The following is a 24,833-nucleotide window of genomic DNA, read 5'->3' on the forward strand; positions in this document are numbered from 1 at the left end:
TCCGTGGCTTTACGCAACACGAGACCCATGCCCATGTCCACGACGGAGAGCATTCCGGCCAACTTGACCCGAATTATCGCGGATGCCATCGAAAAAGCGGGCGGCTGGATCGGATTTGACACTTTCATGGCCCAGGCTTTGTATGCGCCGGGTTGGGGGTACTACGCCAACGGCTCTACCAAATTCGGCCAGATGCCCCAAGGTCTGGTCGGCGAAGCAGGGGTAGAGGGGGCCGGCAGCGACTTTGTGACTGCACCCGAAATCAGCCCCTTGTTCGGCCAGGCGCTGGCTCGCCAGGTGGCCCAGGTGCTGGACGCTACAGGCACCGACGAAGTTTGGGAATTCGGTGCAGGCACCGGCGCCTTGGCGCTGCAGTTGCTCGAAGCATTGGGCGACCGAGTGCGCTCGTACACGATTGTGGATCTGTCAGATTCCTTGAAAGCCCGCCAGCGCGAGCGGCTGGCGGCGCATGCCGGCAAGGTGCAATGGGCGAGCGCGCTGCCTGCGCAAATGCGTGGCGTGGTGGTGGGTAATGAGGTGCTGGATGCCATGCCGGTGCAGCTCTTGGCCCGCGTCGGCGGGGTCTGGCATGAGCGTGGCGTGGCCTTGGCGCAAGGGCAGCTGGTGTGGGCGGACAAGCCTACGGCCTTGCGCCCGCCTGTCGAGATTGAGGGCGAGCACGATTACCTGACCGAAGTGCATGCGCAGGGCGAGGCCTTTGTCCGCACGCTGGCTGACCATCTGCAGCTGGGGGCAGTGTTGTTGCTGGACTACGGTTTCCCTGAGAGTGAGTACTACCATGTACAGCGCTCGGGCGGCACCGTCATGTGCCACCGCGCCCACAAGGCGGATGCCGACCCCTTGAGTGATGTGGGACTCAAAGACATCACCGCCCATGTGAACTTTACCGGCGTGGCCTTGGCAGCCCAGGACGCCGGAATGGATGTGTTGGGCTACACCAATCAAGCCCACTTTTTGATGAACTGCGGGCTGGTGGAGGCCATGCAATCGCAACCCCTGCAAGCCCGCGTGGCGGCCCAAAAGCTGCTCATGGAGCATGAAATGGGCGAGCTTTTCAAGGTGGTTGCGGTGGGGCGCGGGGTGTATACGCCATTGCTCGGCTTTGCCCGTGGAGATCGCACCCACCGCCTGTAGCCCTGCGGGTTTCGTGGGTACTGCACAAAAAGCGTTGAGAGGGTGTAAATAGTCCGGCTACAATCTAAATGCGAATTGTTGTTATTTGTGTTGTGGCCGTTTACACACCGGCATCTTTCCATCCATAGCCTGCACCATGAAACGTAACTTTCTGACTTCTGTTTTTCGCTTGGCCGCTTTGAGCGCTGCTGTTGCCGTGGGCCTGCCTGCGCTGGCCCAGACGCCGTCGCCCGAGGGCATTCTGGTTTACAACGCCCAGCACGCCAGCTTGACCCAGGCGTGGGCGGAGGCCTTCACCAAAGAAACCGGCATCAAGGTTACTTTGCGCCAAGGTGGCGACACCGAATTGGGCAACCAGTTGGTGCAAGAAGGTGCCGCATCCCCGGCTGATGTGTTTTTGACGGAAAACTCCCCCGCCATGGCGCTGGTCGATGGCGCCGGCCTGTTCGCGCCCCTGGATCCCGCCACCATCAATCAAATCGCGCCGGCTTACCGTACCGCCCATGGCCGCTGGGTCGGCATCGCGGCACGCAGCACCGTGTTTGTGTACAGAAAAACCAAGTTCACACCGGACCAGCTTCCCAAGTCCTTGATGGATTTGGCCAAGCCCGAGTGGAAGGGCCGCTGGGCGGCGTCACCCGCAGGTGCTGACTTCCAAGCCATTGTGAGCGCGGTGTTGGAGCTCAAGGGTGAAGCTGCCACTGTTGCCTGGCTCAAGGGCATGAAAGACAACGTGGTGCCCTTCAAGGGCAACAGCATCGCCATGAAGGCGGTGAATGCCGGCCAGGTGGATGGTGCGGTGATTTACCACTACTACTATTACGGCGACATGGCCAAGACCGGTGAAAACAGCGAGAAGGTCGGCCTGCACTACTTCCGCAACGAAGACCCGGGCGCTTTTGTGAGCATTTCTGGCGGCGGCGTGCTGGCTTCCAGCAAGCACAAGGCCGAAGCCCAGGCTTTCGTGAAATGGATCACCGGCAAGGGTGGGCAAGAGATTCTGCGCACCGGCAACTCGTTTGAGTACGCTGTAGGTCAGGGTGCGGCCTCCCACCGCAGCTTGGTGCCGCTGGCCGATTTGAATGCCCCCAAGGTCGAGCCGGCTAAACTCAACAGCAAAAAGGTATCGGACCTGATGACCCAGGCCGGCTTGTTGTAATTCGTTTGTGACTTCTCTCGCGGTGCATATCCCTGCGCCCCTGGCCCGCCCCGCGCGTCAGGGGCGTTTGTCGTGGGTGGTTCTGGCGGCCCTCGCGGTTTCGGTTTTTGCTTTACTGCCCTTGGGCTTTGTGGCGTGGGTGGCGTTTCAGAGCGGTTGGGATACGGTCGTGGCGCTGGTATTCCGGCCCCGCGTGGGGGAGTTGTTGGTCAACACGGCCATGCTGGTGGTGCTGACGGTGCCTTTGTCGATCGGGCTATCGCTCACGCTGGCGTGGCTCACTGAGCGCTCGGATTTGCCCGGTGCACGCTGGTGGTCCTGGCTGGCGGCCGCGCCGCTGGCGGTGCCAGCCTTTGTGCACAGCTATGCCTGGATCAGCGTGGCGCCCGCCATGCATGGCCTGTGGGCGGCGGTGCTGATTTCCGTGGTGGCCTATTTCCCCTTTGTGTACCTGCCGATTGCAGCGGCCTTGCGTCGGCTCGATCCGGCAATGGAAGATGCGGCTGCCTCGCTGGGCTACGGCCCGTGGGCGGTGTTTTTCAAGGTGGTGCTGCCGCAACTGCGCTTGGCGATCTGGGGTGGGGCGCTGCTGGTGGGCCTGCATCTGCTGGCGGAGTACGGGTTGTTTGTGACCATCCGCTTTGATACGTTCACCACGGCCATCGTGGACCAGTTCCAGTCCACTTACAACGGCCCGGCGGCCAATATGCTGGCTGGCGTGTTGGTGTTGTGCTGCTTTGTTTTGCTGGGGCTGGAGGCGGGCACCCGGGGCCGGGAGCGCTATGCGCGCGTGGGCGCCGGCTCGGCACGCCAAGTACCGCTGCGGGCGCTGGGGCGTTGGGCGCCGGTCTGTGTGTTGTTGCCGGCCGCTACGGCGCTCTTGTCGCTCGGGGTTCCTCTGGTCACTTTGACGCGCTGGCTGTGGGCCGGTGGCGCAGAAGTCTGGAACTTCAAAGAATTAGCCCCTGCGCTGTGGCAGACCCTGCTGCTGGCCGGTTTGGGGGCGTTGCTGACCACGCTGTCTGCGGTGCCCATGGCGTGGTTGTCCATCCGCTCCCCCGGCAAAGCCCAGCGTTGGGTGGAGGGGGCAAACTATTTGGCCGGCGCCTTGCCCGGCATCGTGGTGGCTTTGGCGCTGGTGACGATTACCGTGCGCGTGGCGCGGCCGCTCTATCAAACGGTGTTTACCGTGTTGCTGGCGTACGCACTGATGTTTTTGCCCCGTGCGCTGGTGAGCTTGCGGGCCGGCATTGCACAGGCGCCCATGGAGCTGGAGCAGGCTGCTCGCAGCCTGGGCCGCACCCCGTTGCAGGCGCTGTGGCACATCACCATGCGCCTGGCCGCACCGGGGGCGGCTTCGGGCTACGCCATGGTGTTCTTGGCCATCACTACCGAACTCACGGCCACTTTGTTGCTGGCTCCCAATGGCACCCAGACTTTGGCGACCGCGTTCTGGTCGCACAGTGCAGAGATTGATTACGCCGGTGCCGCGCCTTATGCGCTGCTCATGGTGTTGCTCTCTTTGCCGCTGACCTGGATGCTGTACCTCCAATCCCGACGCATGGCTGGACGATGACGACTCTTGAACTGCACGGCGTGCACAAATCGTATGGAAACGTGGAGGCCCTCAAAGGCATTCACCTGAGCGTGCCGCGCGGCAGCCGCACGGCCATCGTGGGGCCTTCGGGCTCGGGTAAAACGAGCCTGCTGCGCATCATTGCCGGCTTTGAGGCGCCGGATGCCGGCCGCGTGGTGTTGCAGGGCCAGGTGCTGGCAGACGGCCCCGCCATCGTGCCCGCGCACCAGCGTGGCATCGGCTATGTGCCGCAAGACGGCGCGTTGTTTCCGCACCTGAGCGTGGCCGACAACGTGGGCTTCGGATTGGACAAATCAGCCCCCGATCGCAAGGCGCGGATTGACGAACTGATGGACATGGTCTCGCTGGATCGCGCCATGCTGCAGCGCCGCCCGCATGAACTCTCCGGTGGGCAGCAGCAACGGGTGGCGCTGGCACGCGCTTTGGCGCAGCGCCCCAAGTTGATGCTGCTGGACGAGCCTTTTTCTGCGCTGGATACCGGCCTACGGGCCTCTACCCGCAAGGCGGTGGCACAGCTGCTGCAGGCTGCGGGTATCACCACCATTCTGGTCACGCACGACCAGGCCGAGGCCCTCTCGTTTGCCGACCAAGTGGCGGTGATGCGGGGTGGGGTGCTGGCGCAGGTGGGCACGCCGCTGGACCTGTATTTGCGGCCCAATGATCCGGTCACTGCCAGCTTCTTGGGCGATGCGGTGGTGCTGGATGCGACCTTGTCTGCTGGCTGGGCGGATTGCGCGCTGGGCCGATTGCCCACGCAAGAGCATGCCCGTGCGGGTGCCGGCCAGATTTTGCTGCGCCCGGAGCAACTGGCGGTGTGTGCTCTGGATGATGCCACCTCGCCCGCTGGCCTTGCCACTCCCTGCGCAGGCACGGTGGTGGAAGCCGACTTTTGCGGTGCGGTGTGTGAGCTGATCGTGCGACTCGACCAGCCCTCCCAAGGCGGCTTGGTGCATGTGCACAGCGCAGGCTTGGATGCCCCGCCCGTGGGTGCGCGGGTGGCCGTATCGGCCCGCGGCACTGCGCATGTATTTCCCGCATCCTGAGATTTGGCAGTAACAACCCCGTAACGCCGGTGGGTGGTTGCGGGGTAGTATCGGCGCGCCATTTTAAGGAATGTTTAATGATGCAGACCACCTTGCGCACCGAGACCATTGAACGCACCCTGCGCCCCTGGGGCTGGTACGAAACCATTTCCGAGGTGCCGGGCAACAAAATCAAGCGCATCGGCGTGTACCCCGGTCAGCAGCTGAGCTTGCAAAAGCACCACCAGCGCGCCGAGCACTGGGTGGTGACAACGGGCACCGCCCGGGTGACGCTGGATGACCGCCAGTTTGACCTGCAGCCCGGTGAGTATTGCGACATTGCCATCGGCCAGGTGCACCGCTTGACCAACCTGACGGATGCGCCGGTAGAAATTGTGGAAGTACAGTTCGGCAGTTATCTGGGGGAGGACGATATCGTTCGCCTGCAAGACGACTACGGCCGCAACTGAAACCCCACCCCCTGTGTGTTACCAAGATTTGAGAGCGAGTGCAGCATGGCTTTGACCCAAGAGATTGAACTGAACATTGCCCCCGGCACCGCGCCCGTGGCCTGTGTAGACATTGGCGGCACCAAAGTGGCCGTCAACATTGCCGATGCGGCCGGTGTGCGGGGCAAGGTGTCCGAGCCCACCGCCAAAGAGGGTGACAACGACGCCTTGGCGCGCCAGATCATCCGCATGGTAGGTGAGAGCTGTGCGCTGGCAGGCGTTGCTGTGGCAGACATCGCCGCAGTGGGTGTGGCCACTTGTGGCCCGTTTGTGATGAATCAGGGCTTGGTAGAGCTGGCCGGCCCCAATATTTGCGGTGGCTTGGCGGGCAAAGCCCGTGGCCTGCCCAACGACTGGGCGACCGCCTTGCTCGAAGCCCCGCTCAAAGCCGCCTTCCCCAACGTGCGGGTGGAGAACGACGGCGTAGGCGCCTTGGAGGCCGAGCGCCGCTGGGGTGCATTGCAGGGCGTGGCGAACTGCGCGTACGTAACCTGGAGCACCGGCATCGGCATGGGACTGTGTGTGGATGGCCACATTTTGCGTGGCAAAAACGGAAACGCCGGCCACGCCGGCCACACCTTTGTGAGCTCCAACGATGACGCCCTGTGCGGCTGCGGCAACGTGGGTGATGTGGAAGGCTTGGTGGCGGGTAACGCGATTCCGCGCCGTTTTTCAGCCCAGGGTTTTGCGGATGCTGCTACGCTTTTTGTAGCTGCTCGCGCAGGCGATGCGGGCGCTACCGCCATTGTGGATGATCTTTGCAACGTGATGGGGCGTACGCTTTACAACATGGTGGCGACCCTCGACCTGCAGCGCATCAGCGTGGGCGGTAGCGTGTTCTGGCACAACCGCGACTACCTGTTGCCCAAGTTGCAAGCGGCCCTGAAAGGCAAATTGCCCGCCCTGACCGATGGCGTGGAGATCGTGCCTGCTGGCCTGGGCGAGAAGGTGGGCGACTACGCCGCTTTGGCTCTGGTGGTGGCCTGAGTACTAAATCAAATCGATAGATCTAAGTTCTCCTAGGGAAACTCCTAGTAGTTTGGCGTTAAAAATTAATTAAAAATTAATTAATTCAAGTGGACATGGTGTCCAATTGAATTCAACGTTGCTTCCGGCCCGTTTTGTTGCAGAGCCGGACAGACAAACTTTTTTGGAGACAAGATGTTGAAGCTTTCTAAACTCGCCACCGCAGTGGCACTCGTGGTTGCTGGTTCGGCCGCTGTGGCTGGTGAAGTGGAAGTCCTGCACTACTGGACATCCGGCGGCGAAGCCAAGTCTGTGGCTGAACTGAAGAAGATCATGCAAGGCAAGGGCCACACATGGAAAGACTTCGCAGTGGCCGGCGGTGGCGGTGACAACGCAGCGACCGTGCTGAAGAGCCGTGTGGTGAGCGGCAACCCACCTGCAGCTGCCCAGATCAAGGGTCCAGCCATCCAGGAATGGGCTTCTGAAGGCGTATTGGCTAACTTGGATGCGACTGCCAAGGCTGAAAAGTGGGACGAGCTGTTGCCCAAGGTGGTGGCTGACGTCATGAAGTACAAAGGCAACTACGTTGCTGCTCCCGTGAATGTGCACCGCGTGAACTGGATGTGGGCTAACTCCGCTGTCTTGAAAAAGGCTGGCGTGACTGCTACCCCCAAGACATGGGACGAGTTCTTCGCTGCTGCTGAAAAGGTCAAGAAGGCCGGCCTGATCCCCGTGGCACACGGTGGCCAAAACTGGCAAGACTTCACCACCTTCGAGTCCGTGGCTCTGGGCGTGGGCGGTACCAAGTTCTACAACGACGCTTTGATCAAGCTGGACGAAAAGGCTTTGACCAGCGCCACCATGACCAAGGTGTTGGAAACATTCCGCAAGGTCAAGGGTTACACCGACGCTGCTGCTCCTGGCCGCGACTGGAACCTGGCCACTGCCATGGTGATCCAAGAGAAGGCAGCCTTCCAGTTCATGGGTGACTGGGCCAAGGGCGAGTTCTCCGCTGCGGGCAAGGTTCCCGGCAAGGACTACATCTGCGCTGCTGCTCCCGGCACCGCCAATGCTTACACCTTCAACGTGGATTCCTTTGCCATGTACAAGCTGAAGGACGCTGGCGCTCAAAAGGCCCAGGCGGATCTGGCTGCTTCCATCATGGGCACCGAGTTCCAGGAAGTGTTCAACTTGAACAAGGGTTCCATCCCTGTGCGTTTGAACATGTCTATGGACAAGTTTGACGATTGCGCCAAGACTTCCGCCAAGGACTTCGTGTCTACCGCCAAGTCCGGTGGTCTGGTTCCTTCCGTGGCCCACGGCATGGCGATCAAGCCTGCTGCTGAAGGCGCGATCAAGGACGCCGTGTCCCAGTTCTGGAACGACGACAAGATCTCCGTCGCTGACGGCGTGAAGAACATCGCCAAGGCCGCTGCTACCAAGTAAGCCCTGGTCCGGCGCTACGGCGCCGTTCTCCTAAAGATGGCCCCATCCCTTGACGGGGGTGGGGCTATTTCCAATCACGTGTTCTTCGGGTCTATTTCCATGTCTCTCTCTGCATTTGCGCGCGCTCTTGCCGCAGCATGCGTGCTCTGCACCAGCGCAGGGGCGCAGGCTGGCGAGGTGGAGGTGTTGCACTACTGGACGTCCGGTGGTGAGGCCAAATCCGTCGCAGAGCTCAAGGACATGATGGGCAAACGTGGCCACACCTGGAAAGACTTCACCGTCACCGGTGGCGGTGGCCAAAACGCCATGGCCGTGCTCAAGCAGCGCGTGCTGGCAGGCAATTCTCCGGCGGCAGCCAACATCAAAGGCCCGGCGATCCAGGAGTGGGCCGAGTTGGGTGTGCTGACCAACCTCGACGCGATGGCATCGTTCGAAAGGTGGGATGAAGCACTCCCCAAGGTCGTTGCCGACCAAATGAAATACAAGGGCCGCTACGTGGCCGTCCCGGTGAACGTACACCGGGTGAACTGGTTATGGGCTAACTCTGCGGTGCTGAAAAAAGCCGGCGTAACCGCATTGCCCAAGACCTATGACGAATTTTTTGCCGCTGCCGACAAGATCAAGGCTGCCGGTTTTATTCCTGTCGCACACGGCGGACAGGACTGGCAGGATTTCACCGTGTTTGAGTCCGTGGTGCTCGGCGTGGGTGGCCCCGCCTTGTATGACAAAGCCTTGCTCAAGCTGGACCGCGCAGCGATCAGCAGCGACGAGATGAAGAAAGCGCTGGAAACCTTCCGCCGCATCAAGTCCTACACCGACGCCAACTCCAATGGCCGGGATTGGAACGTGACCACCGAACTGGTCATCAACGCCAAAGCCGGCTTCCAGTTTATGGGCGATTGGGCCAAGGGCGAGTTTCTGGCTGCGGGCCAGACGCCGGGCAAAGAGTTCACCTGCTCCGCAGCGCCGGGGACCGACAAGGCCTACACGTTCAACGTGGATTCTTTCGCCATGTTCCAGCTCAAGGGCTGGGAGGCGCAAAAAGCCCAGGGCTACCTGGCCTACCTGCTGATGGGCAAAGACTTTCAGGAAAAGTTCAACCTGCGCAAAGGCTCCATCCCGGTGCGCTTAGGCATGAACATGGACAAGTTTGACGACTGCGCCAAAACCTCGGCCAAAGACTTTGTGAGCACCGCCAACACCGGCGCACTGGTGCCCTCCGTGGCCCACGGCATGGCGCTGGCCTCGTCGCAGCAGGCGGCCATGCGTGCAGCAGTGAGCGAGTTTTGGAACAACGACAAGCAAAGCGTGAGTGACGCTGTTGCCGCCTTGGTGGCCGTGAGCGCGCCCAAGAAAAAGTAAGACCTATGAAAACCCTAGAAAACATCCTCCCCAAGCTGGTGATTGCCCCGGGCTTTGTGCTCGGCTTCGCCTTCATTTACGGATTCATGATCTGGAACGGCATTCTGTCCGTCACCGGCTCACGCATGCTGCCCAACTACGAAGAGTTCGTAGGGCTGGAGCAATACGTGCGCCTGTGGGAGATGGACCGCTGGTACATCGCCCTCAAAAACCTTGGCATCTTTAGCGTGCTGTACGTGGGCGGCTCCATGGCACTGGGCATGGGCTTGGCGATTTTTCTGGACCAGAAAATCCGCGCTGAAGGCGTGCTGCGCACCATTTACCTGTACCCCATGGCGCTGTCGTTCATCGTGACCGGCACTGCCTGGAAATGGATTTTGAACCCCAGCCTGGGTCTGGAAAAATTGGCCCACGACTTTGGCTGGACCAGCTTCAGCTTCGACTGGCTGGTGCAATCGGAAACCGCCATCTACTGTGTGGTGATTGCCGGCATCTGGCAATCGGCCGGCTTTGCCATGGCCTTGTCCCTCGCGGGCTTGCGTGGCATTGACGACAGCATCATCAAGGCCGCCCAGATCGACGGTGCTTCGCTGCCCCGCATCTACTGGCGCATTATTCTGCCCATCCTGCGCCCCGTGGTGTTCTCCACCGTGTTGGTGTTGTCGCACCTCTCCATCAAGAGTTTTGACTTGGTGATGGCGTTGACATCTGGTGGCCCCGGCTATGCGTCTGACGTACCCGCCACCTTCATGTACGTGATGAGCTTCACCCGTGGCCAGATCGGCTTGGGTGCCGCCAGCGCCACCATGATGCTGGTGTTTGTGGCGGCCCTTGTGGTGCCCTACCTGTACAGCGAATTGCGCACCAAACCCCACGACCGTTAATTCACGACCGTCCCACCACGATCGCACCCTATGTTGTCTAAAAACCTACCCCGTATTCTGATCTACGCCACGCTATTGCTGGCCGCCTTCTTCTTTTTGGCGCCGTTGTATGTGATGTTGGCCACCTCGTTCAAAGACGCTGAGCAAATCCGCTCCGGCAATTTGTTGAGCTTGCCCAACTCGCTGAGCTTTGAGTCGTGGAAGCTTGCGTGGTCCAGCGCCTGTACCGGCGTGGATTGCCGCGGCCTGCAGCCCTACTTCATGAACTCCATCATCATGGCGGTGCCCGCGGTGTTGATCTCCACCGCCTGGGGCGCCATCAACGGCTACGTGCTGAGCATGTGGAAGTTCAAAGGCAGCGAAGTGCTGTTTGGTTTCATGCTGTTCGGCGTGTTCATGCCCTTCCAGGTCGTTCTGTTGCCCATGAGCCAGGTACTGGGTTACCTGGGCCTGTCCAGCTCGCTGGGTGGCCTGATCCTGGTGCACTGTATTGCAGGCTTGGCCGGCACCACGCTGTTCTTCCGCAACTACTACACCGCGATTCCCAAAGAGCTGGTGAACGCGGCGCGTATTGACGGTGCGGGCTTCTGGCGCATCTTCTTTCGCATCGTCGTGCCCATGTCCACCCCCATCTTGATGGTGACCCTGATCTGGCAGTTCACCAACATCTGGAACGACTTCCTGTTTGGCGTGGCCTTCAGCGGTGCGGACAGCAAGCCCATCACCGTGGGTCTGAACAACATGGCCAACACCTCCAGCAGCGTCAAAAGCTACAACGTGGACATGGCCGCGGCCGTGATTGCCGGTCTTCCCACCATGCTGGTCTATGTGCTCGCAGGTCAATATTTCGTGAAAGGTCTCACCGCCGGCGCGGTGAAAGGATAAAAAAATGGCAGCTTCTCTCCAAATCGCAGGCATCCGCAAAGTTTTCGGCAAGGGCGACAAAGCCGTTGAAGTCCTCAAGAAAATCGAAATTGACGTCGCTCCCGGCGAGTTCCTGATCTTGGTCGGCCCCTCGGGCTGCGGCAAGTCCACACTGCTCAACATCATTGCGGGCCTGGAAGAACCGTCTGAAGGTGAACTGCGCATTGCCGGCAAGAACGTGGTGGGCGTAGCCCCCGCGCAGCGCGACATTGCCATGGTGTTCCAGAGCTACGCGCTGTACCCCACCATGAGCGTGGCCGACAACATCGGCTTCGCGCTCGAGATGCGCAAGGTTCCGCTGGAAGAGCGCAAAAAGCGCATTTCTGAGGTGGCTGCCATGCTGCAAATCGAACACTTGCTGGACCGCCGCCCCGCGCAGCTGTCTGGCGGTCAGCGCCAGCGCGTGGCCATGGGCCGCGCTTTGGCCCGTGACCCCCAGCTCTTCTTGTTTGACGAGCCGCTCTCCAACCTGGACGCCAAACTCCGCGTAGAAATGCGCGCCGAAATCAAGCGCCTGCACCAAGTGTCCGGTATCACTAGTGTTTATGTGACGCACGACCAGATCGAAGCCATGACCCTGGGCAGCCGCATTGCGGTGATGAAGGACGGCATCCTGCAACAAATCGGCACGCCCGACGACATCTACAACCGCCCGGCCAACACCTATGTGGCGACCTTCATCGGTTCGCCCACCATGAACCTGATCAAAGGCCATGTGGAAGTGCCCGGCGCGCAAGGCCGCTTCAGTTTCAACGGCAGTACCTTGGAGCTGGCAACCCCCGCCCAAGGCGATGCCACCATGGGCGTGCGCCCTGAGCACATCGAGCTGGTCACCGGCGACGCCGCGTGGCGCGGTGAAGTCGCCGTGGTGGAGCCCACCGGTGCTGACACCTACGTGGTGGTCAACACCTCTGCAGGCGAAGTCACCGTGCGTACTGCCCCCAGCGCGCCCTGGAAAGCGGGCGACCAAGTGGGCCTGCGCGTGAACCCCGCCAACGTGAGCTGGTTCAATACGACCACAGGTGTGCGTTTGGACGTTTAAGACCTCCAGCCATTAACGAAAAGCCGGGCTGCCCTGATGGGGCAGTCCGGCTTTTCTATGTCGTGAATAGGCTGGTAGTTGGCATTCCTTCTGCAAACTCGCAGGTCAAAAACGGGCCCGAGGCGGAACTTAAGCCGCCTCCGAAGCGGCCACTGACTCCTCAGGCCTCTTGGGCAGCTCCCGCAGTTCAAGGAAGCGCTGCAAGGTACTGGGTGGCCCTTTGCTCCGAAAAGTGGTCGATGACGACCTGTGCGACCACCAGTAGAAGCAATCCAGTCACGACGCCGTGTACCCAGCCTCGGCTTGTAAGCAGCAGGCCCAACACACTCAAGGCCGCTAGCACTGCCGCGCCGTAGCGGTAATACCTATACTTCGATACCACAACCTCTATGCGTGCTCGCTCTTTGGCTAACACCTGGCTCTGTTGAGGTTTGCCGATACTCAAGGTCAGTTCTTCGACCAAGCCCTTGTCCCGCACAAGCAGCGATGCTGCCGTTCCACACAGTAGCATCGCAGTTGCCAAGACGGTGACGCCGAACCCCATGGAAAAACCGGAGTGCGTCGCAACCCAGAGCCAAACGGCAATGCAGGTCAACGCAGCTGAGCCCGCGAAGATGAGCATCATTTCGTTGTACTCGCCATTGAAATATTCACGAATCAGAGACTGCAGCGGTGCAAAGGTTTCGGTGGGGTTCATAGGAACTTACTTAGTTGCCCGCGTGACACTCAGCAGCATGTGCAGCGCGCCAATCGGAAGGGGTTTGGTTCTCCCACTGCCTGAAGGCGCGGAAGAATGAGTTCTGGTCTTCGTAGCCCAGCAGATAGGCAATTTCGATAAGCGTGAGTGAGTTATCGGCCAGATGCCGAAGAGCCATCTGATGTCGGGTCTGAGTCACCAGGGCTTGGAAGCTGACGCCTTCATCCGTCAGGCGGCGCTGCAAAGAACGCTCGCTCATGGCAAGTTCAGCGGCCACGGAGCGAATGTCCGGGCGACCGGCAGTCAAACGACGCCGCAAAACCCACTTGGTCTGCTCGGTCACGGACTCGGACGCGTCTTGATGTTCAAGACGTCTATCCAATTCCGGAGCGAGAACATCGAGCAGGTCCTTGTTGTAGGTGGAAAACAGCTTGTCTAGGTCTTCTTGTCGGAACGTAATGCGGTCGACCTTCGTGTCGAATTTGATGTCACAGCTGAAGTACCTCTCAAGTGAAGACCTTGACGCGGCCGGACGAGCGAGCTCCAGGGACAGCGGCACAAGGCGCTCACCTGTTCCTCTGCGTCCCATTTCCACGAACGACGCCATCGTCGCGTCAACTAACGAACGCGGAGCAGTTTCTGACTCTCCATGAGGCCACCGGATGACGAGCTCACTGTAGTCAGCAAAATCTTTGACCGAAACTTCCTCGGGTGCGCACAGTCGCTTAAAACGAGCGACCCGATTCAAAGCGTCCCGGAAAGTTCGGGCGTGCTGTGCCGCAACAAAAGCGAGAGGCATCACGGCCCCGTCCAAACCCGTTGCGATACGGAGGCCAATGGTCGAGTCTTGGCTAACATTCTCGATGGCCCGCCACAGGGCGAAGAACTGCGTTGTGGCAATCGGCGCGTCGTCCCTCAGTACGCTCAGAGGCAGGTTCGCGCGTCGAATGACCTCTGCACGGTCCACTCCGGCCCGCTTGAGGCCCTCCCACAACGTGGCCGGAATCTTCAACTTGTCTGGAGTGGTGCTGTTCATTGCCCTTACTTCGCTTGGAAGCCGCCATCTACATTAAGTATGTGACCGGTGACAAAGCTGGCTTCGTCCGACAGCAGCCAGCAGATGGCGTTGGCGACTTCTTCGGGGCGGCCCAGTCGATTCATGGGGTGCATTGCCGAGATACTCGCCTCGTTGTAGTTGGGGTCGCCACCGCCGAGCTGGGCGGCAATGATGTCGGTCTTGATGGCGCCAGGTGCCACGCCGTTGACCCGGATGCCTTGAGTCGCGTGGTCCAGGGCAGACGACTTGGTCAGTCCCACCACCGCGTGTTTGGTCGAGGCATATGGCCCCGCCCAGGTGATGCCATTCAGACCAGCGATGGACGCCAAGTTGACGATGGCACCGCCTCCCTGCTTGGCCATCTGAACGAGCTCATGTTTCATGCTGAAGTACACACCCATCACGTTAGTCTCAACCATTGCACGGTAGTTGTCGCTGCTTGACTGCACAAGAGTACCAGTCTCGTTGGACACGCCAGCGTTATTGACCGCCATGTCCAGGCGACCGAACTCAGCCACGATGCCGTCAATCATCGACTTGACCGCAGCCTCATCGGCTACATCGTTCTGAACAAAGCGAACTTGTGCACCGTCGCGGGCCGCGGCGGAAACCTCGACGACGGCGGCTTGCCCGACTTCCGCACGACGGCCGCTCATGACGACGGTGACGCCTTTGGCGACAAGTTTGAGGGCAACGGCCTTGCCGATGCCGGTGGCGCCGCCAGTAATCAGGGCTACTTGATTGGACATTTCAGACTCCTTTTGATGCTCCGAGAGAAGTTCTCGGGATGTAAGAAGTCTAGGAATTCAGCGGCGTTAAATATATGCCAATCACGCCATGCGATATGCCACACGCGCCAATCAGGGTTTGACTACTCGATTGAGAGGAGGGCCGAATTTTTTAGCCAAACAGTAGTTCCGAATGTCTGGTTTGGGCTGAATTGGGCAGCGTCAACGACAGACCGGTATAGCCGACACCGGCTTTAGACCAGTCGACGGTCTACGACCGCTATCGCCGCACAGCATCCCACCATCACCCCTGCAACGGCAACTCCAACCGAATCGTCAACCCATGCGGCAATGTCGTCTGCGCCGTTGCCGTGCCGTTATGCCGCCGGGCAATTTCCGCCACGATAGACAGGCCCAGGCCGCAGCCGCCGGGGAGTTCGCTGGCGCGCCAGAAGCGCTCGAACACGCGCTCCAGGTGTTCGGTGGAGAGGCCGGGGCCGGTGTCTTCCACATCCAGCCAGCAGTGGCCCTCGTGGATGGTGGTGCGCAGGGTGACTACGGCGCCTTTGCCGGCGTAGCGCAGGGCGTTGTCGATGAGGTTGCTCAGCACTTCGCGCAGCAGCAGTTTGTCGGCGGGCACCATGACGCTGTCTTCGCCTTCGTAGCCCAGGTCCACGCCGGCCGCCAGGGCGCGGCGCGTCCATTCGCGGGCGACTTCGCGCGCAAGCGATGCGGCATCCACCGGCACCAGGCTCACCTCCGCCTCCGTGCGGGCCAAAGACAACAGCTGGTGCACCAGGTGGGCGCTGCGTTGGGCGCCGGTGTGCACTTTGGCCAGGCGCTGCTGCAGGGCGTCGGGGTCTTTCTCGTGCATGGCCAGCTCTGTCTGGCTGATCAGGCCGGCCAGCGGGGTGCGCAGCTGGTGGGCGGCGTCGTTCAAAAAGCGCTTCTCCTGGCTCAGGCTGCGGCGCAGGGTGGTGAGCAGCTGGTTCAGGGTGTTGGCCAGCGAGTGCACTTCTTCGGGCGCCTGCGTCATCTCGATGGGCGAGAGCGACGCCATATTGCGGTTGGCCAGCTGCGCCTCCAGCCGCTCCAGCGGGGCGAGGCCGCGGCGTATGCCCTCGTACACCAGCACGCTGAGCACCGCGCCCAAAATCAGCAGCGGAAATAGCACGTCGCGCACCAGCTCGCGGGCAATGCGTTGCTGCGCCACCAGGCTCTTGGCCACCTGCACGCGCATGCGCTGGTCGGTAAAGCCGTCGCCAAAGCTCAGGTCGATAGAGGCCACGCGCATGGGCTTGCCGTCCATCACGACCTCGTACAGCACCGGCTCGTTGGCGGGGGAATACAGGTCAGGCGTTTGGCCGGGAATTTTGGTGTTGCCCAGCAAAAAGCTGCCGGGCGGGGAGGACACCATGTAGGCCACGCGGTCGGTCGGGTCTTGCTCGATGATGTCGCGCGCCGCGCGCGGAAAGTCCACCAGCAGGCCCGAGCCCATGGGCTTGACCTGCCGCGCCAGCGAGCGCACCGATTGGGTGAGCGACTGGTCAATCGTCTTCTCCGCATAGGCCAGCGCCACCCGGAAGGCCAGCACGCCGCCCATGAGCCACAGCACCAGCTGGGGCAGCAGCAACCAGATCAGCAGTTGCCGCTTGAGCGAGAAGCGGGCCGGGCGGCTCATTCGGCGTCAGATTCCAGCATGTAGCCCAAGCCGCGCACGTTGCGGATGTTGAGCCCGCTATCAGTGAGCTTGCGGCGCAGGCGGTGCACATACACCTCCAGCGCGTTGGAGGCGACGGTGCCGCCCTCTTGCGGCTCGGTTTGCCACACGGACAGTACATCTTCACGGCCCACGACCTGGCCCATGTTGTTGACCAAGAGCGAGAGCAGCGACCACTCCCGGTGCGTCAGCTCCATGGCTTCTTCGCCTAGCCAGCCCAGGGGCAGCACAGGGTCCAGGCGCAGGCTGCGGTTGTGCGTGCTTTGCACTTCCAGCGATCCGCCAAAGGCCGGCAGGCGCGAGCGGCGCAGCATGGCTTGCAGGCGGGCCAGCAGCTCGGCCATTTCAAAGGGTTTGGTGAGGTAGTCGTCGGCGCCGGCATTCAGGCCTTGCACCCGGTCGTCCACGCCGTCGCGCGCGGTAAGGATGAGTACCGGTAGGGCTGCCAGGCGCTGGCGAATCCATTGCAGCACGGCAATGCCGTCCACCACCGGCAGGCCCAGGTCGAGCACCACGCCGTCAAAACGGGTGGCTTCCAACAGGGTCTGGGCTTGGGCGCCGTCGCTGGCGCTGCTCACACTATGGCCGGCGTGTACCAGTTGGGCGCACAAACCGTCGCGCAGCAATTCGTCGTCTTCAACAATCAGTAAATGGGCCATGGTGGGAGCATACCAAGGCAGGCCACCGTACCGGCAGCGGATCAACCCTCACGCGGCTGGCGCTGCTTCGAGCCCGGCGGCAATCGCTTCTGCACGGGCGGTCTGGATGAATTGACCAATCTTTGGGCCGGTAGCGCCCGCAGCGATTGCGCGAGCAGCTATCGAATCTGTAGCAACCGCCAGCGCCAAGTCCAAGGCTTGCCCCAGCCGTTGGGCTTGGGAGTAGGGCGCGTCGTGCAGGCCGAGGCGGCCTTGGGCATCGCACTTGCAGGCGAGCAGGGCCTGGCGGAAACGGGCCGGTTTGCGGATGGCATCGCAGCGCTCCAGGAGGCGCAGCAGGGCGGCGGCGTTGAGCGAGCCGCTGCGGTGGATGTTGCCGTGTTCGCGGGCCACCACGTCGGCCAGCTCTGCGCAGTCGTTGGGCACGCGCAGGCGCTGGCACACGGCTTTGAGCAGGCGGGCGCTGCGCTCTTCATGCCCGATGTGGCGGGGCAGCACGTCTCCGGGCGTGGTGCCTTTGCCTAGGTCGTGGCCCAGGCAGGCAAAGCGCACTTCCAGCGGCGCGCCGAGTTGGGCGGCGCGGTCCAGCACCAGCATGACGTGCACACCGGTATCCACCTCGGGGTGGTGCTCGGGGCTTTGGGGCACGCCCCAGAGCCGGTCCAGCTCAGGCAGCAGGCGCTTCAGGGCGCCGCAGCTGCGCAGCACTTCAAACATGCGCGAGGGCTGGGCCTCCATCAAGCCCTTGGCAATCTCTTGCCACACCCGCTCGGGTACCAGGTGGTCCACTTCGCCGTCTTCCACCATGGTGTGCATCAGGGCCGTGGTTTCGGGTGCCACGGTGAAGTCGGTGAACCGCGCGGCAAACCGTGCCACCCGCAGGATACGCACCGGGTCTTCGCGGAAGGCAGGCGTCACATGGCGCAGCACGCGCTTGTGCAGGTCAGCTTGTCCGCCAAAAGGGTCTACCAGTGTTTGGGCATCAAACAGGCCTCTAGCGCTCGTGGAGTGAGCGCGAGCAGCTATGGAATTGATAGTAAGGTCGCGCCGGGCCAAGTCTTCTTCCAGCGTCACATCCGGCGCGGCGTGCACCGCAAAGCCGCGGTAGCCGGGTGCGGTTTTTCGCTCGGTGCGGGCCAGCGCGTATTCCTCTTGTGTTTGCGGGTGCAAAAACACCGGAAAGTCTTTGCCCACGGCGATGAAGCCCGCGTCCAGCATCTGCTGCGGGCTGCTACCCACCACCACCCAGTCGCGGTCTTTCACCGGCAGGCCCAAGAGCGCGTCGCGCACAGCGCCGCCCACCAAAAAGGTGCCGGTGTGCGGGTGGTGAGTGGAGGGGGCCGGCATCAGCGTTTCAGGCGGTAGGGTTCTTCAAAGTCCAGAAAGTCTTTCTCGGCCAGGGCGCCGTCTATCCAGGCCTGCACGCCCGGCAGGGCCAGCACGCGCTCAACATAGGCGGCAACGGCCGGGCTCACGGGCAGCGCGTAGGTCTTGAGGCGGGCACACACCGGGGCAAAGTACGCATCGGCCACGGTGAAGTGGCCAAACAGCATGGGGCCGCTGTACTGGGTGAGCAGCTCCTCCCACATGGCGCTCAGGCGGGCCACATCGGCACGTACAGCCGCCTTGTCGCGCCAGATCAGGGCACCCACGTCGGGCAGAGAGGCCTCGATGTTCATCGGACAGTTGCCGCGCAGGCCGGTGAAGCCGGCATGCATTTCGGCGCACACGCTGCGGGCGCGGGCGCGAGCTGCTTTGTCGGCCGGCCAGAGTTGCAGGTTGGGAAACTCTTCGGCCACGTACTCCGCGATGGCCAGCGTGTCCCACACCGCGAGATCGCCATCCACCAGCAAAGGCACCTTGCCGGTGGGACTGAGCGCGGCGAGCGTGGTTTTGAATTGGGAGCTGCTGTCGAACGAGTCGAAGCGGACCATGACTTCCTCAAAGTCGATGCCGGCCTGCTTGAGCAGCACCCAGGGGCGCATAGACCACGAGGAGTAATTTTTGTTGCCGATGTAGAGCTTGATCATGCGCAATCCTTGGTCAAAACGGCATGCTAGCACCCTGCAAAAGGGGCTAGGCGTGTGGCGGGGCCGGTTCTATACTGACTGCAAGAACTCGGACACTGCACCACCGCAGACACCACGAGAGGGAACCCACCATGGCGTACACATTCGGCCCCCGCTGGCGCATCGCGCTGGCAAGCATCGGGCTTCCCATGGCTTTGCTCTGGGCCACGCCCGGGCAGGCCCAAGTCGTCCGTTTTGCCCCTGAAAAAGACTACCCGCCCTTTGTCAGCGCCGGCGCCACCGGGCGGGCGCAGGGCCTATCGATCGACGTGCTGGAGCTGCTGCAACCCCATTTGGGCATGCAGGTGCAAATGCTGCCGCCCGATAACCTGGCCAACATCCTGCAAGCTGCTCGCCGGGGCGAGGTGGATTTGATTTCCTCCCTACGGCCCACGCCGGAGCGGGCGGAGTACCTAACCTTCACCGAGCCGTATGTGAAGGTGCCTGCAGTGTTAGTAGCAAGGCAAGGCGCAGCCCCCCCCAATTTGAAAGACCTGAGCGGCCGCCCCGTGGCGGTGGGCAAGGGCTATGCGGTGGAAGGTTTTGTGCACGCCAACTACCCCCATGTGCGCTGGGTGGCCGTACCCGATGACCTGACCGCCCTGCGCGGCCTGATGGCGGGCGAGTTTGATGGCGTGGTGGCCGATGTGGCCAGCGTGAGCGATGCCACCCGCCTGCGCGGCATCCAGGGCGTGCAGGTGGTGGAGGCGCTGCCTTTTGAGTACGAGCTGAGTTTTGCCTACCGCAAAGAGCTCACTGCGCTCGGTGCGGCACTCAACGCTGGTCTCAAGGAGCTCACGCCCGCTACCCGCCAGGTGCTGCTGCGCCGGTGGATCGATACCGACACCCTCATGTATGAGAACCCCCGCATCGCGGGTGTTCGCAAGCTGGCCCTAGTGTTTGCCGGGCTGGCTGCGCTGGGTTGGGCGATTTGGCGTGTACGACAGCGTCGCTCTGCAGCCCGAGAGACGCATGCCGACTGAGCCTTCCCCCGAGTTGCTGCAAGCGCAGCCCCGCAGCGTGCCCTGGATGCTCCGGTGGGCACTGGTCTGCGGATTAGTGGGTCTGGTGTCCCTCCTGGTGTCTGATGGGCGGCACGGCCAGGTCATGGTGTGGCTGGCCAACCCGGTGGGCGCAGTGGCCCTGCTGCGCTTGCCCCGCCGGCAATGGCCGATGATGCTGCCCACGCTGCTGGCATCCAGCTGGGCGGCCTATATCGTGAATGCGTGGCTGGGCAACGCCCCGATCGGGGTGGATGCTCCGGTGCAAGTGCTGGAAATGGTGCTGGTGGCGGTGCTGCTGTCCTACATGCCCACCCTCTACCGCGCCGGGCAAAGCGCCGTAGTGCTGGCCCAAGTGCTGCTGCGCGGCGCGCTGCTGCCTGCAGCGGTGCTGGCGCCGCTGGGGGGCTTGGTCTGTGTGGCGGTGGAAGGGGGCGATTGGCATGTGCAGTCGCTCAACTGGTTCATTGGCCACACCATTGGTGCGGTGGCGGTTTTGCCGCTCGCGCTGGCGGTGAGTGCCAAGCGCACCCGCTTGGCGCTGCAACAGCTGCTGGAGCCCCACGCGTTGGGCATGTTGTTTGCCGGCTTGGCCGTCACCCTCTGGGCGGCGACCAGTTTGCCAAAACCCTTTGTGATCATGGGCGCGCCCATGGTGTGGATGGCCGCGCGCACCGGCTTGGTGGCCACGTTTGCGGCCAACGCCTTGCTGGCGGTGTGCATGGCGGTGCTGATACGCCAAGGCGTTTTGGTGGTGCCACCCACCTCCAGCTGGTGGGGGGACGCCTTGTTTTACCTGTCCGTGCTGGCCACCTTGTTGCCGGGCTTGTTTCTGGCGGTGATGTCCGAGGGGCAGCGCTTGGCTTTGCAGGTGCTGGCAGACAGCGAGGCCAAGGCCAAAGACCAGTATTTCCAAACGCCTGCGATGCTGCACTCGATTGATGCACAAGGCCGTATCGTTCAGATGAGCCGTTTGTGGCTGGAGACCCTGGGCTATACCGAGGCCGAAGTCATGGGGCGGCACGTGAGCGACTTCATGACGCCCGATTCAGCCCGCCAAGCGCGGGAGGTGGTGATTCCGATGGCGGTGCGCAATGGCCGCTGCGACAACATCGAATACCAGCTCCGCAAAAAAGACGGCAGCGTGTGCGATGTGTTGCTGTCCGCCATCTGGGAGTACGACTCGCAGCACCAGCCGGTGCGCAGTTTGGCCGTGCTGCAGGATGTGACCGAGAAAAAACGCCTGGAGGCCCGCAGCCATTTTGCCGAGCACGACGCCTTGACCGGTTTGCCCAACCGCGTGCTGCTGCAAGACCGCCTCAAGATGCTGTGCGCGCAGCACAGCCGGCACAGCGGGGTGTTTGCGGTGGGCTTTCTGGACCTGGATCACTTCAAAGAGGTGAACGACAGCTACGGCCACGACGCCGGCGACCTGCTGCTCAAGGCGGTGGCCCAACGGCTGCAATCCTCTTTGCGTGCCTCCGACACGGTGTGCCGCTTGGGGGGCGATGAGTTTGTGATGATTTTCAGCGCGGTCGAGGGGCACGAAGAGCTGCATGCCGTGGCCGGCAAATTGATGGCAGCCATCAACCAGCCCTGCACATTGGGCAGCGGGCCCGATGCACCGGTGGTTGAGGTGTCGGGCAGCTTGGGGATGGCGGTGTTTCCGGCCCATGGAAACGATCCGCAAACCCTGCTCATGCATGCGGACCAGGCTATGTACGCCGCCAAGCGCAGCGGTCGCAACCGCTGCGAGTTTTACCGCACCAAGGTTTAGGGCAGGTCCAACCCGGCCTCGGGCGTGGCGGCATCCCGTGGGCCCACGCTGCCCAGCCGGGCCTTGAGCGATTGGGGCTGGCCGGTGATCAGGGCGGAATACAGCGTGGTGTTGGCTAGCACTTTTTTTACATAGTCCCGGGTTTCGGTGAAGGGCACGTTTTCTGCCCAGATGGCGCCTTCCAGCACCGGCGCGCCGCTCTGGCCGCGCCAGATGCGCGGGCGGCCGGGGCCGGCGTTGTAGGCGGCTGCCGCCATGGGCATGGAGCCGGCAAAGCTGTCGAGCACCAGTTTGAGGTAGCCGGTGCCGATGGCGATGTTGGTGTCGCGGTCGGTAATCTGGTGGGCTTGGAAGTCGTTCAGGCCGATTTTCTTGGCCGTCCACTTGGCGGTGGCCGGCATCACCTGCATCAGGCCGGCAGCGCCTACGCCGGATTTGGCGTCGGTGATGAAACGGCTTTCCTGGCGGATCAGGCCGTACACATAGGCCGGATCCAGGCTGATGAGCTGGCTACGCGCCAGCACGGCCTGTTTGTGCGGCATGGGGAAGCGCTGGTCTACATCGACCAAGCCTTTGGTGCGCTCACTGGTGTTGATGCAGCGGTCCCACACCTCCGCCTTGCAAGCCAGGTCGGCCGCCGCCAGCAGGGCACGGTCGTCCAGGCCGCCCCGGTTGTGCAGGTTGGTGCTGTAGTTCCACTCGCGCACACCTTCGTTGCGCAGGCCGATGGCAATGGCGTGCAGCGCGCGGGTGAGGCCGGGGTTCTTTTTGGCCTGGTCTTTTTCTTCTGCGCTCAGTGGTGCGGGCTTGGGCGGCGTCACGATTTTTTGCCCCAACTCCTCCAGGGCCAGCATTTCGTAAAAGCCTTTGGTGCCGGCAATCGATTCCAGCAGGCTCTGGCTTTCCATCTTGGCGGCTTCCACATTGCGCTGGGCCAGTACCCGGGCGCGCCAATAGACCCACGCCGGGTCGTTGCGCAGGCTGTCGGGCATGGCGGCCACGGCGTCGGCCACCTGGCTCCAGCGGCCCGCGCGCAGGGCAGCGCGGGTGGCCCAAATCAGGTGGTCCTCATGCATCTGGTTGAACTGGCCTTTGGCAAAGTAGCCGGGGGCCTCGTCTGACAGCTTTTGGGCGGCCCGCTTGCCGATGACGCCCCAGATCCAGCTGCGCTCTTCTTGCGTGAGCTGGGCTTTCCAGCGCAGCTTGTCCACTTCCGTGGCGGCGTCCTGTGGCTCCAGATAGGCCAGACGGATCAGAGCCAGCGACACAAATTCCCGCGTTTGCGGGCGTAGCGCGGTGAACTTGTCGTTCAGGTACTTGGCCGGGGTGGCGTAGATGGTGTTGACGGTTTTGACGTAGTCCGTATCCAGCATGCCCACGGCCTGGGTGGCGACGCGGGGGCGGTCGTTCTCCATGCCCAGCCGGGCACGCACCCAGGCGCTGCGGGCGCTGAGTTTTTTGTCTTTGATGAGCTGGCTGGCCAGACCGGAGCAGGCGTCGTCCGTGTCTTTCAAACCCCACCACACCGACTCCAGCGCTTCGGACACTTCCACGCCCCGGGTGCTGTAGTCGGCCCAGAGTGCGTAGCAGCGCACGCCCTTGTCGTCGCCCATGCGGTAGAGCGGGTATTCGCGGCCGAAGGTGTCCCAATCGCGGTTGCGGCCGAGTTGCAGCAGCCACTCGGCGCGCAGGCGGTCTTCCTGGTAGGTGCCGTTGTAGCGGTTCAAAAAGTCCTGAATTTCGGATTTGCCGGCTTCGTCCAGCCGGGCAGACAGTTCCCAGTAGGCGGCCCAGGGTTCCAGCACATAGCCGCGCATGGAGGGCAGGGCGGCGCTCAGGCGCTTGCGGTCCCGGTTTTTGTAGGCTTGGGCGAGGTCGAGAATGGTCTCGTCGAGGCGGGTAACGTCACGCCCTTGGGCATGAACGGGAGCGAGAGTGGAGGACATCAGGGCACCGCACAGGGCCAGTGATGTCAGAATGGCTGAAAACTGCATGTTGGGGATTATGGACAACTCGGACGACAGCAAAGCTGCACAAAAGAAAGCCCTTCGCAAGGCCCTGCTCGATCAACGCTTGGCCATGCCGGACCGCCTACAGCGCGCCGACCTTTTGCAACGCGTGATGCGCATCTGGCTGGTCGGCCGGCCGGACGCGGTGATTGGCGCCTACTGGCCCATCAAGGGTGAGTTTGACCCGCTGCCTGCGCTGCACCGCTGGAAAGAAGACGGTGAGCTGATTGACCAGCCGCAGCCCCGCCGCATCGGTTTGCCGGTGGTGAACCGCGAGCACAAGACCATGACCTTCCACGCCTGGTACCCCGGCTGCCCCATGGAAGAAGACGCTTACGGCATCCCGAAGCCCAAAGATACTGAGTTGATCGTGCCCACCCTGCTGTTTGTGCCCTGCGTGGGCTACGGGCCCGGTGGCTATCGCCTGGGCTACGGTGGCGGGTTTTACGACCGCATGCTGGCCAGCCTGAGCCCCAAGCCGTTCACTGTGGGTCTGGGTTTTGGCAGCGGCTTTGTGGACGACTTCGAGCCCGAACCGCACGACATACCACTGGACGCCATCCTCAACGACCACGGGGTGGTTTGGCCCGTCTGACTGGGGGCGGCTTGCGGGCGGCGAGTGCGGCCTCCAGCGCAAGCCGTGCCCAGGGCTGCATCAGGGCGGGGGATTCCATAGCCTCGGCCGGGGCGCTGTAGTAGTTGATGCCACGCTCCATGCCCTTGGCGGTGTAGCTGAAGCGTTTGCAGCCTTCGGCCTCAAACACCGTGCGGCTGGTGTCGCTGGCCTTGAGCCACAAGGTGTCGCCATCGCCCAAATCGGCGAGGATGGCCACCGTCAAACCCTCGCAGCTGATACCCCAGCCGCCGAACATGCGTTTGGCGCGGCACGGGCCCAGGCTGGAAAGCAGTTCACAGCAGTAATCGGCAAAGCCACTCGAGATGCTGGCCATGCCGGTTCAGCCCCGCAACCGGCCGATAATGGCGCACCCGCGCCGGGCAGCAGCCCGTGCGCAGACCTTGGTTTCCGATTTCAGCAAAGGCATGTGTGTG

At 62.3% G+C, this 24,833-nt stretch carries 23 protein-coding genes; 14 read left to right on the forward strand and 9 right to left on the reverse strand.

The features are described from left to right. Positions 1 to 33 precede the first annotated feature (33 nt). The 11 genes from FDM28_RS06625 to FDM28_RS06675 all read left to right on the forward strand — a co-directional run bounded on the left by FDM28_RS06625 (position 34) and on the right by FDM28_RS06675 (position 12,066). A complete protein-coding gene (locus tag FDM28_RS06625; protein ID WP_138514352.1) occupies positions 34 to 1,155 on the forward strand; it encodes a class I SAM-dependent methyltransferase in 1,122 nt (373 codons plus the stop codon). A gap of 136 nt (positions 1,156 to 1,291) precedes the next feature. Continuing rightward, positions 1,292 to 2,314 (forward strand): iron ABC transporter substrate-binding protein, encoded by a 1,023-nt coding sequence (locus tag FDM28_RS06630; protein WP_138514354.1) that lies wholly within the window; start codon positions 1,292 to 1,294, stop codon positions 2,312 to 2,314. A gap of 7 nt (positions 2,315 to 2,321) precedes the next feature. Next, positions 2,322 to 3,890, forward strand: a complete 1,569-nt coding sequence (locus FDM28_RS06635; protein ID WP_138514356.1) for an ABC transporter permease — start codon at positions 2,322 to 2,324, stop codon at positions 3,888 to 3,890. After that, a complete protein-coding gene (locus FDM28_RS06640; protein WP_138514359.1) occupies positions 3,887 to 4,954 on the forward strand; it encodes an ABC transporter ATP-binding protein in 1,068 nt (355 codons plus the stop codon). Before FDM28_RS06635 ends, FDM28_RS06640 begins: the two co-directional genes overlap by 4 nt. 80 nt (positions 4,955 to 5,034) lie before the next feature. Further along, positions 5,035 to 5,403: a phosphomannose isomerase type II C-terminal cupin domain gene (locus FDM28_RS06645; protein WP_138514361.1), complete on the forward strand. Its 369-nt coding sequence runs from the start codon at positions 5,035 to 5,037 to the stop codon at positions 5,401 to 5,403. Between the two features lie 45 nt (positions 5,404 to 5,448). Continuing rightward, entirely contained in the window at positions 5,449 to 6,429 is a 981-nt protein-coding gene (locus tag FDM28_RS06650; RefSeq protein WP_138514363.1) for an ROK family protein, read from the forward strand. Positions 6,430 to 6,603: 174 nt separating this feature from the next. Further along, positions 6,604 to 7,854 (forward strand): ABC transporter substrate-binding protein, encoded by a 1,251-nt coding sequence (locus FDM28_RS06655; protein WP_138514365.1) that lies wholly within the window; start codon positions 6,604 to 6,606, stop codon positions 7,852 to 7,854. Positions 7,855 to 7,953: 99 nt separating this feature from the next. Then, on the forward strand, positions 7,954 to 9,216 hold the full coding sequence (locus tag FDM28_RS06660; RefSeq protein ID WP_240791929.1) for an ABC transporter substrate-binding protein: 1,263 nt from the start codon (positions 7,954 to 7,956) through the stop codon (positions 9,214 to 9,216). A gap of 5 nt (positions 9,217 to 9,221) precedes the next feature. Beyond that, a complete protein-coding gene (locus FDM28_RS06665; RefSeq protein ID WP_138514367.1) occupies positions 9,222 to 10,100 on the forward strand; it encodes a carbohydrate ABC transporter permease in 879 nt (292 codons plus the stop codon). A 30-nt stretch (positions 10,101 to 10,130) separates the two neighbouring features. After that, on the forward strand, positions 10,131 to 10,985 hold the full coding sequence (locus FDM28_RS06670; protein WP_138514369.1) for a carbohydrate ABC transporter permease: 855 nt from the start codon (positions 10,131 to 10,133) through the stop codon (positions 10,983 to 10,985). A gap of 4 nt (positions 10,986 to 10,989) precedes the next feature. Then, positions 10,990 to 12,066 carry an ABC transporter ATP-binding protein gene (locus tag FDM28_RS06675; RefSeq protein ID WP_138514371.1) on the forward strand — a complete coding sequence of 359 codons (1,077 nt, stop codon included), beginning with the start codon at positions 10,990 to 10,992 and terminating at the stop codon, positions 12,064 to 12,066. Positions 12,067 to 12,253: 187 nt separating this feature from the next. Here FDM28_RS06675 and FDM28_RS06680 read toward each other — a convergent pair whose 3' ends face one another. The 7 genes from FDM28_RS06680 to FDM28_RS06710 form a co-directional block, all read right to left on the reverse strand. After that, positions 12,254 to 12,763, reverse strand: a complete 510-nt coding sequence (locus FDM28_RS06680; protein WP_138514373.1) for a hypothetical protein — start codon at positions 12,761 to 12,763, stop codon at positions 12,254 to 12,256. Between the two features lie 10 nt (positions 12,764 to 12,773). Continuing rightward, positions 12,774 to 13,799: an AraC family transcriptional regulator gene (locus tag FDM28_RS06685; protein WP_138514375.1), complete on the reverse strand. Its 1,026-nt coding sequence runs from the start codon at positions 13,797 to 13,799 to the stop codon at positions 12,774 to 12,776. Between the two features lie 5 nt (positions 13,800 to 13,804). Next, entirely contained in the window at positions 13,805 to 14,569 is a 765-nt protein-coding gene (locus FDM28_RS06690) for an SDR family NAD(P)-dependent oxidoreductase (protein WP_138514377.1), read from the reverse strand. 283 nt (positions 14,570 to 14,852) lie between these two features. After that, complete coding sequence (locus tag FDM28_RS06695; protein ID WP_138514379.1) at positions 14,853 to 16,229, reverse strand: sensor histidine kinase; 1,377 nt, start codon at positions 16,227 to 16,229, stop codon at positions 14,853 to 14,855. After that, complete coding sequence (locus tag FDM28_RS06700; RefSeq protein WP_138514381.1) at positions 16,226 to 16,927, reverse strand: response regulator transcription factor; 702 nt, start codon at positions 16,925 to 16,927, stop codon at positions 16,226 to 16,228. The genes FDM28_RS06695 and FDM28_RS06700 overlap by 4 nt, the downstream gene beginning before the upstream one ends. 48 nt (positions 16,928 to 16,975) lie before the next feature. Beyond that, positions 16,976 to 18,274 carry a multifunctional CCA addition/repair protein gene (locus tag FDM28_RS06705; RefSeq protein WP_138514383.1) on the reverse strand — a complete coding sequence of 433 codons (1,299 nt, stop codon included), beginning with the start codon at positions 18,272 to 18,274 and terminating at the stop codon, positions 16,976 to 16,978. Next, positions 18,274 to 18,957 (reverse strand): glutathione S-transferase family protein, encoded by a 684-nt coding sequence (locus FDM28_RS06710; protein WP_138514385.1) that lies wholly within the window; start codon positions 18,955 to 18,957, stop codon positions 18,274 to 18,276. Before FDM28_RS06710 ends, FDM28_RS06705 begins: the two co-directional genes overlap by 1 nt. 131 nt (positions 18,958 to 19,088) lie before the next feature. Between FDM28_RS06710 and FDM28_RS06715 the strand changes: the two genes are divergently transcribed. Both FDM28_RS06715 and FDM28_RS06720 read left to right on the forward strand, forming a co-directional pair. Further along, positions 19,089 to 19,979 carry a transporter substrate-binding domain-containing protein gene (locus FDM28_RS06715; RefSeq protein ID WP_138514387.1) on the forward strand — a complete coding sequence of 297 codons (891 nt, stop codon included), beginning with the start codon at positions 19,089 to 19,091 and terminating at the stop codon, positions 19,977 to 19,979. After that, positions 19,969 to 21,774, forward strand: a complete 1,806-nt coding sequence (locus tag FDM28_RS06720; RefSeq protein ID WP_138514389.1) for a sensor domain-containing diguanylate cyclase — start codon at positions 19,969 to 19,971, stop codon at positions 21,772 to 21,774. Before FDM28_RS06715 ends, FDM28_RS06720 begins: the two co-directional genes overlap by 11 nt. On the opposite strand, the gene FDM28_RS06725 is transcribed toward FDM28_RS06720, so the two are convergent. Continuing rightward, positions 21,771 to 23,768, reverse strand: coding sequence for a lytic transglycosylase domain-containing protein (locus tag FDM28_RS06725; RefSeq protein WP_138514391.1), 1,998 nt, complete (start codon positions 23,766 to 23,768; stop codon positions 21,771 to 21,773). The genes FDM28_RS06720 and FDM28_RS06725 overlap by 4 nt on opposite strands. On the opposite strand from FDM28_RS06725, the gene FDM28_RS06730 reads away from it, so the two are divergent. Then, positions 23,767 to 24,378 carry a 5-formyltetrahydrofolate cyclo-ligase gene (locus FDM28_RS06730; protein ID WP_240791930.1) on the forward strand — a complete coding sequence of 204 codons (612 nt, stop codon included), beginning with the start codon at positions 23,767 to 23,769 and terminating at the stop codon, positions 24,376 to 24,378. The genes FDM28_RS06725 and FDM28_RS06730 overlap by 2 nt on opposite strands. Here FDM28_RS06730 and FDM28_RS06735 read toward each other — a convergent pair. After that, positions 24,347 to 24,733, reverse strand: a complete 387-nt coding sequence (locus tag FDM28_RS06735; RefSeq protein WP_138514393.1) for a TfoX/Sxy family protein — start codon at positions 24,731 to 24,733, stop codon at positions 24,347 to 24,349. The genes FDM28_RS06730 and FDM28_RS06735 overlap by 32 nt on opposite strands. Positions 24,734 to 24,833: the final 100 nt, after the last annotated feature.

The organism is Rhodoferax bucti, from assembly GCF_005876985.1.
In the GTDB taxonomy this organism is placed as follows: domain Bacteria; phylum Pseudomonadota; class Gammaproteobacteria; order Burkholderiales; family Burkholderiaceae_C; genus Allorhodoferax; species Allorhodoferax bucti.

Coding starts and splice junctions, on each gene's coding strand:
- FDM28_RS06625 (WP_138514352.1), top strand. CDS start 34: ATGTCCACGACGGAGAGCATTCCGGCCAACTTGACCCGAATTATCGCG.
- FDM28_RS06630 (WP_138514354.1), top strand. CDS start 1,292: ATGAAACGTAACTTTCTGACTTCTGTTTTTCGCTTGGCCGCTTTGAGC.
- FDM28_RS06640 (WP_138514359.1), top strand. CDS start 3,887: ATGACGACTCTTGAACTGCACGGCGTGCACAAATCGTATGGAAACGTG.
- FDM28_RS06645 (WP_138514361.1), top strand. CDS start 5,035: ATGCAGACCACCTTGCGCACCGAGACCATTGAACGCACCCTGCGCCCC.
- FDM28_RS06650 (WP_138514363.1), top strand. CDS start 5,449: ATGGCTTTGACCCAAGAGATTGAACTGAACATTGCCCCCGGCACCGCG.
- FDM28_RS06655 (WP_138514365.1), top strand. CDS start 6,604: ATGTTGAAGCTTTCTAAACTCGCCACCGCAGTGGCACTCGTGGTTGCT.
- FDM28_RS06660 (WP_240791929.1), top strand. CDS start 7,954: ATGTCTCTCTCTGCATTTGCGCGCGCTCTTGCCGCAGCATGCGTGCTC.
- FDM28_RS06665 (WP_138514367.1), top strand. CDS start 9,222: ATGAAAACCCTAGAAAACATCCTCCCCAAGCTGGTGATTGCCCCGGGC.
- FDM28_RS06670 (WP_138514369.1), top strand. CDS start 10,131: ATGTTGTCTAAAAACCTACCCCGTATTCTGATCTACGCCACGCTATTG.
- FDM28_RS06675 (WP_138514371.1), top strand. CDS start 10,990: ATGGCAGCTTCTCTCCAAATCGCAGGCATCCGCAAAGTTTTCGGCAAG.
- FDM28_RS06680 (WP_138514373.1), bottom strand. CDS start 12,763: ATGAACCCCACCGAAACCTTTGCACCGCTGCAGTCTCTGATTCGTGAA.
- FDM28_RS06685 (WP_138514375.1), bottom strand. CDS start 13,799: ATGAACAGCACCACTCCAGACAAGTTGAAGATTCCGGCCACGTTGTGG.
- FDM28_RS06690 (WP_138514377.1), bottom strand. CDS start 14,569: ATGTCCAATCAAGTAGCCCTGATTACTGGCGGCGCCACCGGCATCGGC.
- FDM28_RS06695 (WP_138514379.1), bottom strand. CDS start 16,229: ATGAGCCGCCCGGCCCGCTTCTCGCTCAAGCGGCAACTGCTGATCTGG.
- FDM28_RS06700 (WP_138514381.1), bottom strand. CDS start 16,927: ATGGCCCATTTACTGATTGTTGAAGACGACGAATTGCTGCGCGACGGT.
- FDM28_RS06705 (WP_138514383.1), bottom strand. CDS start 18,274: ATGCCGGCCCCCTCCACTCACCACCCGCACACCGGCACCTTTTTGGTG.
- FDM28_RS06710 (WP_138514385.1), bottom strand. CDS start 18,957: ATGATCAAGCTCTACATCGGCAACAAAAATTACTCCTCGTGGTCTATG.
- FDM28_RS06715 (WP_138514387.1), top strand. CDS start 19,089: ATGGCGTACACATTCGGCCCCCGCTGGCGCATCGCGCTGGCAAGCATC.
- FDM28_RS06720 (WP_138514389.1), top strand. CDS start 19,969: ATGCCGACTGAGCCTTCCCCCGAGTTGCTGCAAGCGCAGCCCCGCAGC.
- FDM28_RS06730 (WP_240791930.1), top strand. CDS start 23,767: ATGTTGGGGATTATGGACAACTCGGACGACAGCAAAGCTGCACAAAAG.
- FDM28_RS06725 (WP_138514391.1), bottom strand. CDS start 23,768: ATGCAGTTTTCAGCCATTCTGACATCACTGGCCCTGTGCGGTGCCCTG.
- FDM28_RS06735 (WP_138514393.1), bottom strand. CDS start 24,733: ATGGCCAGCATCTCGAGTGGCTTTGCCGATTACTGCTGTGAACTGCTT.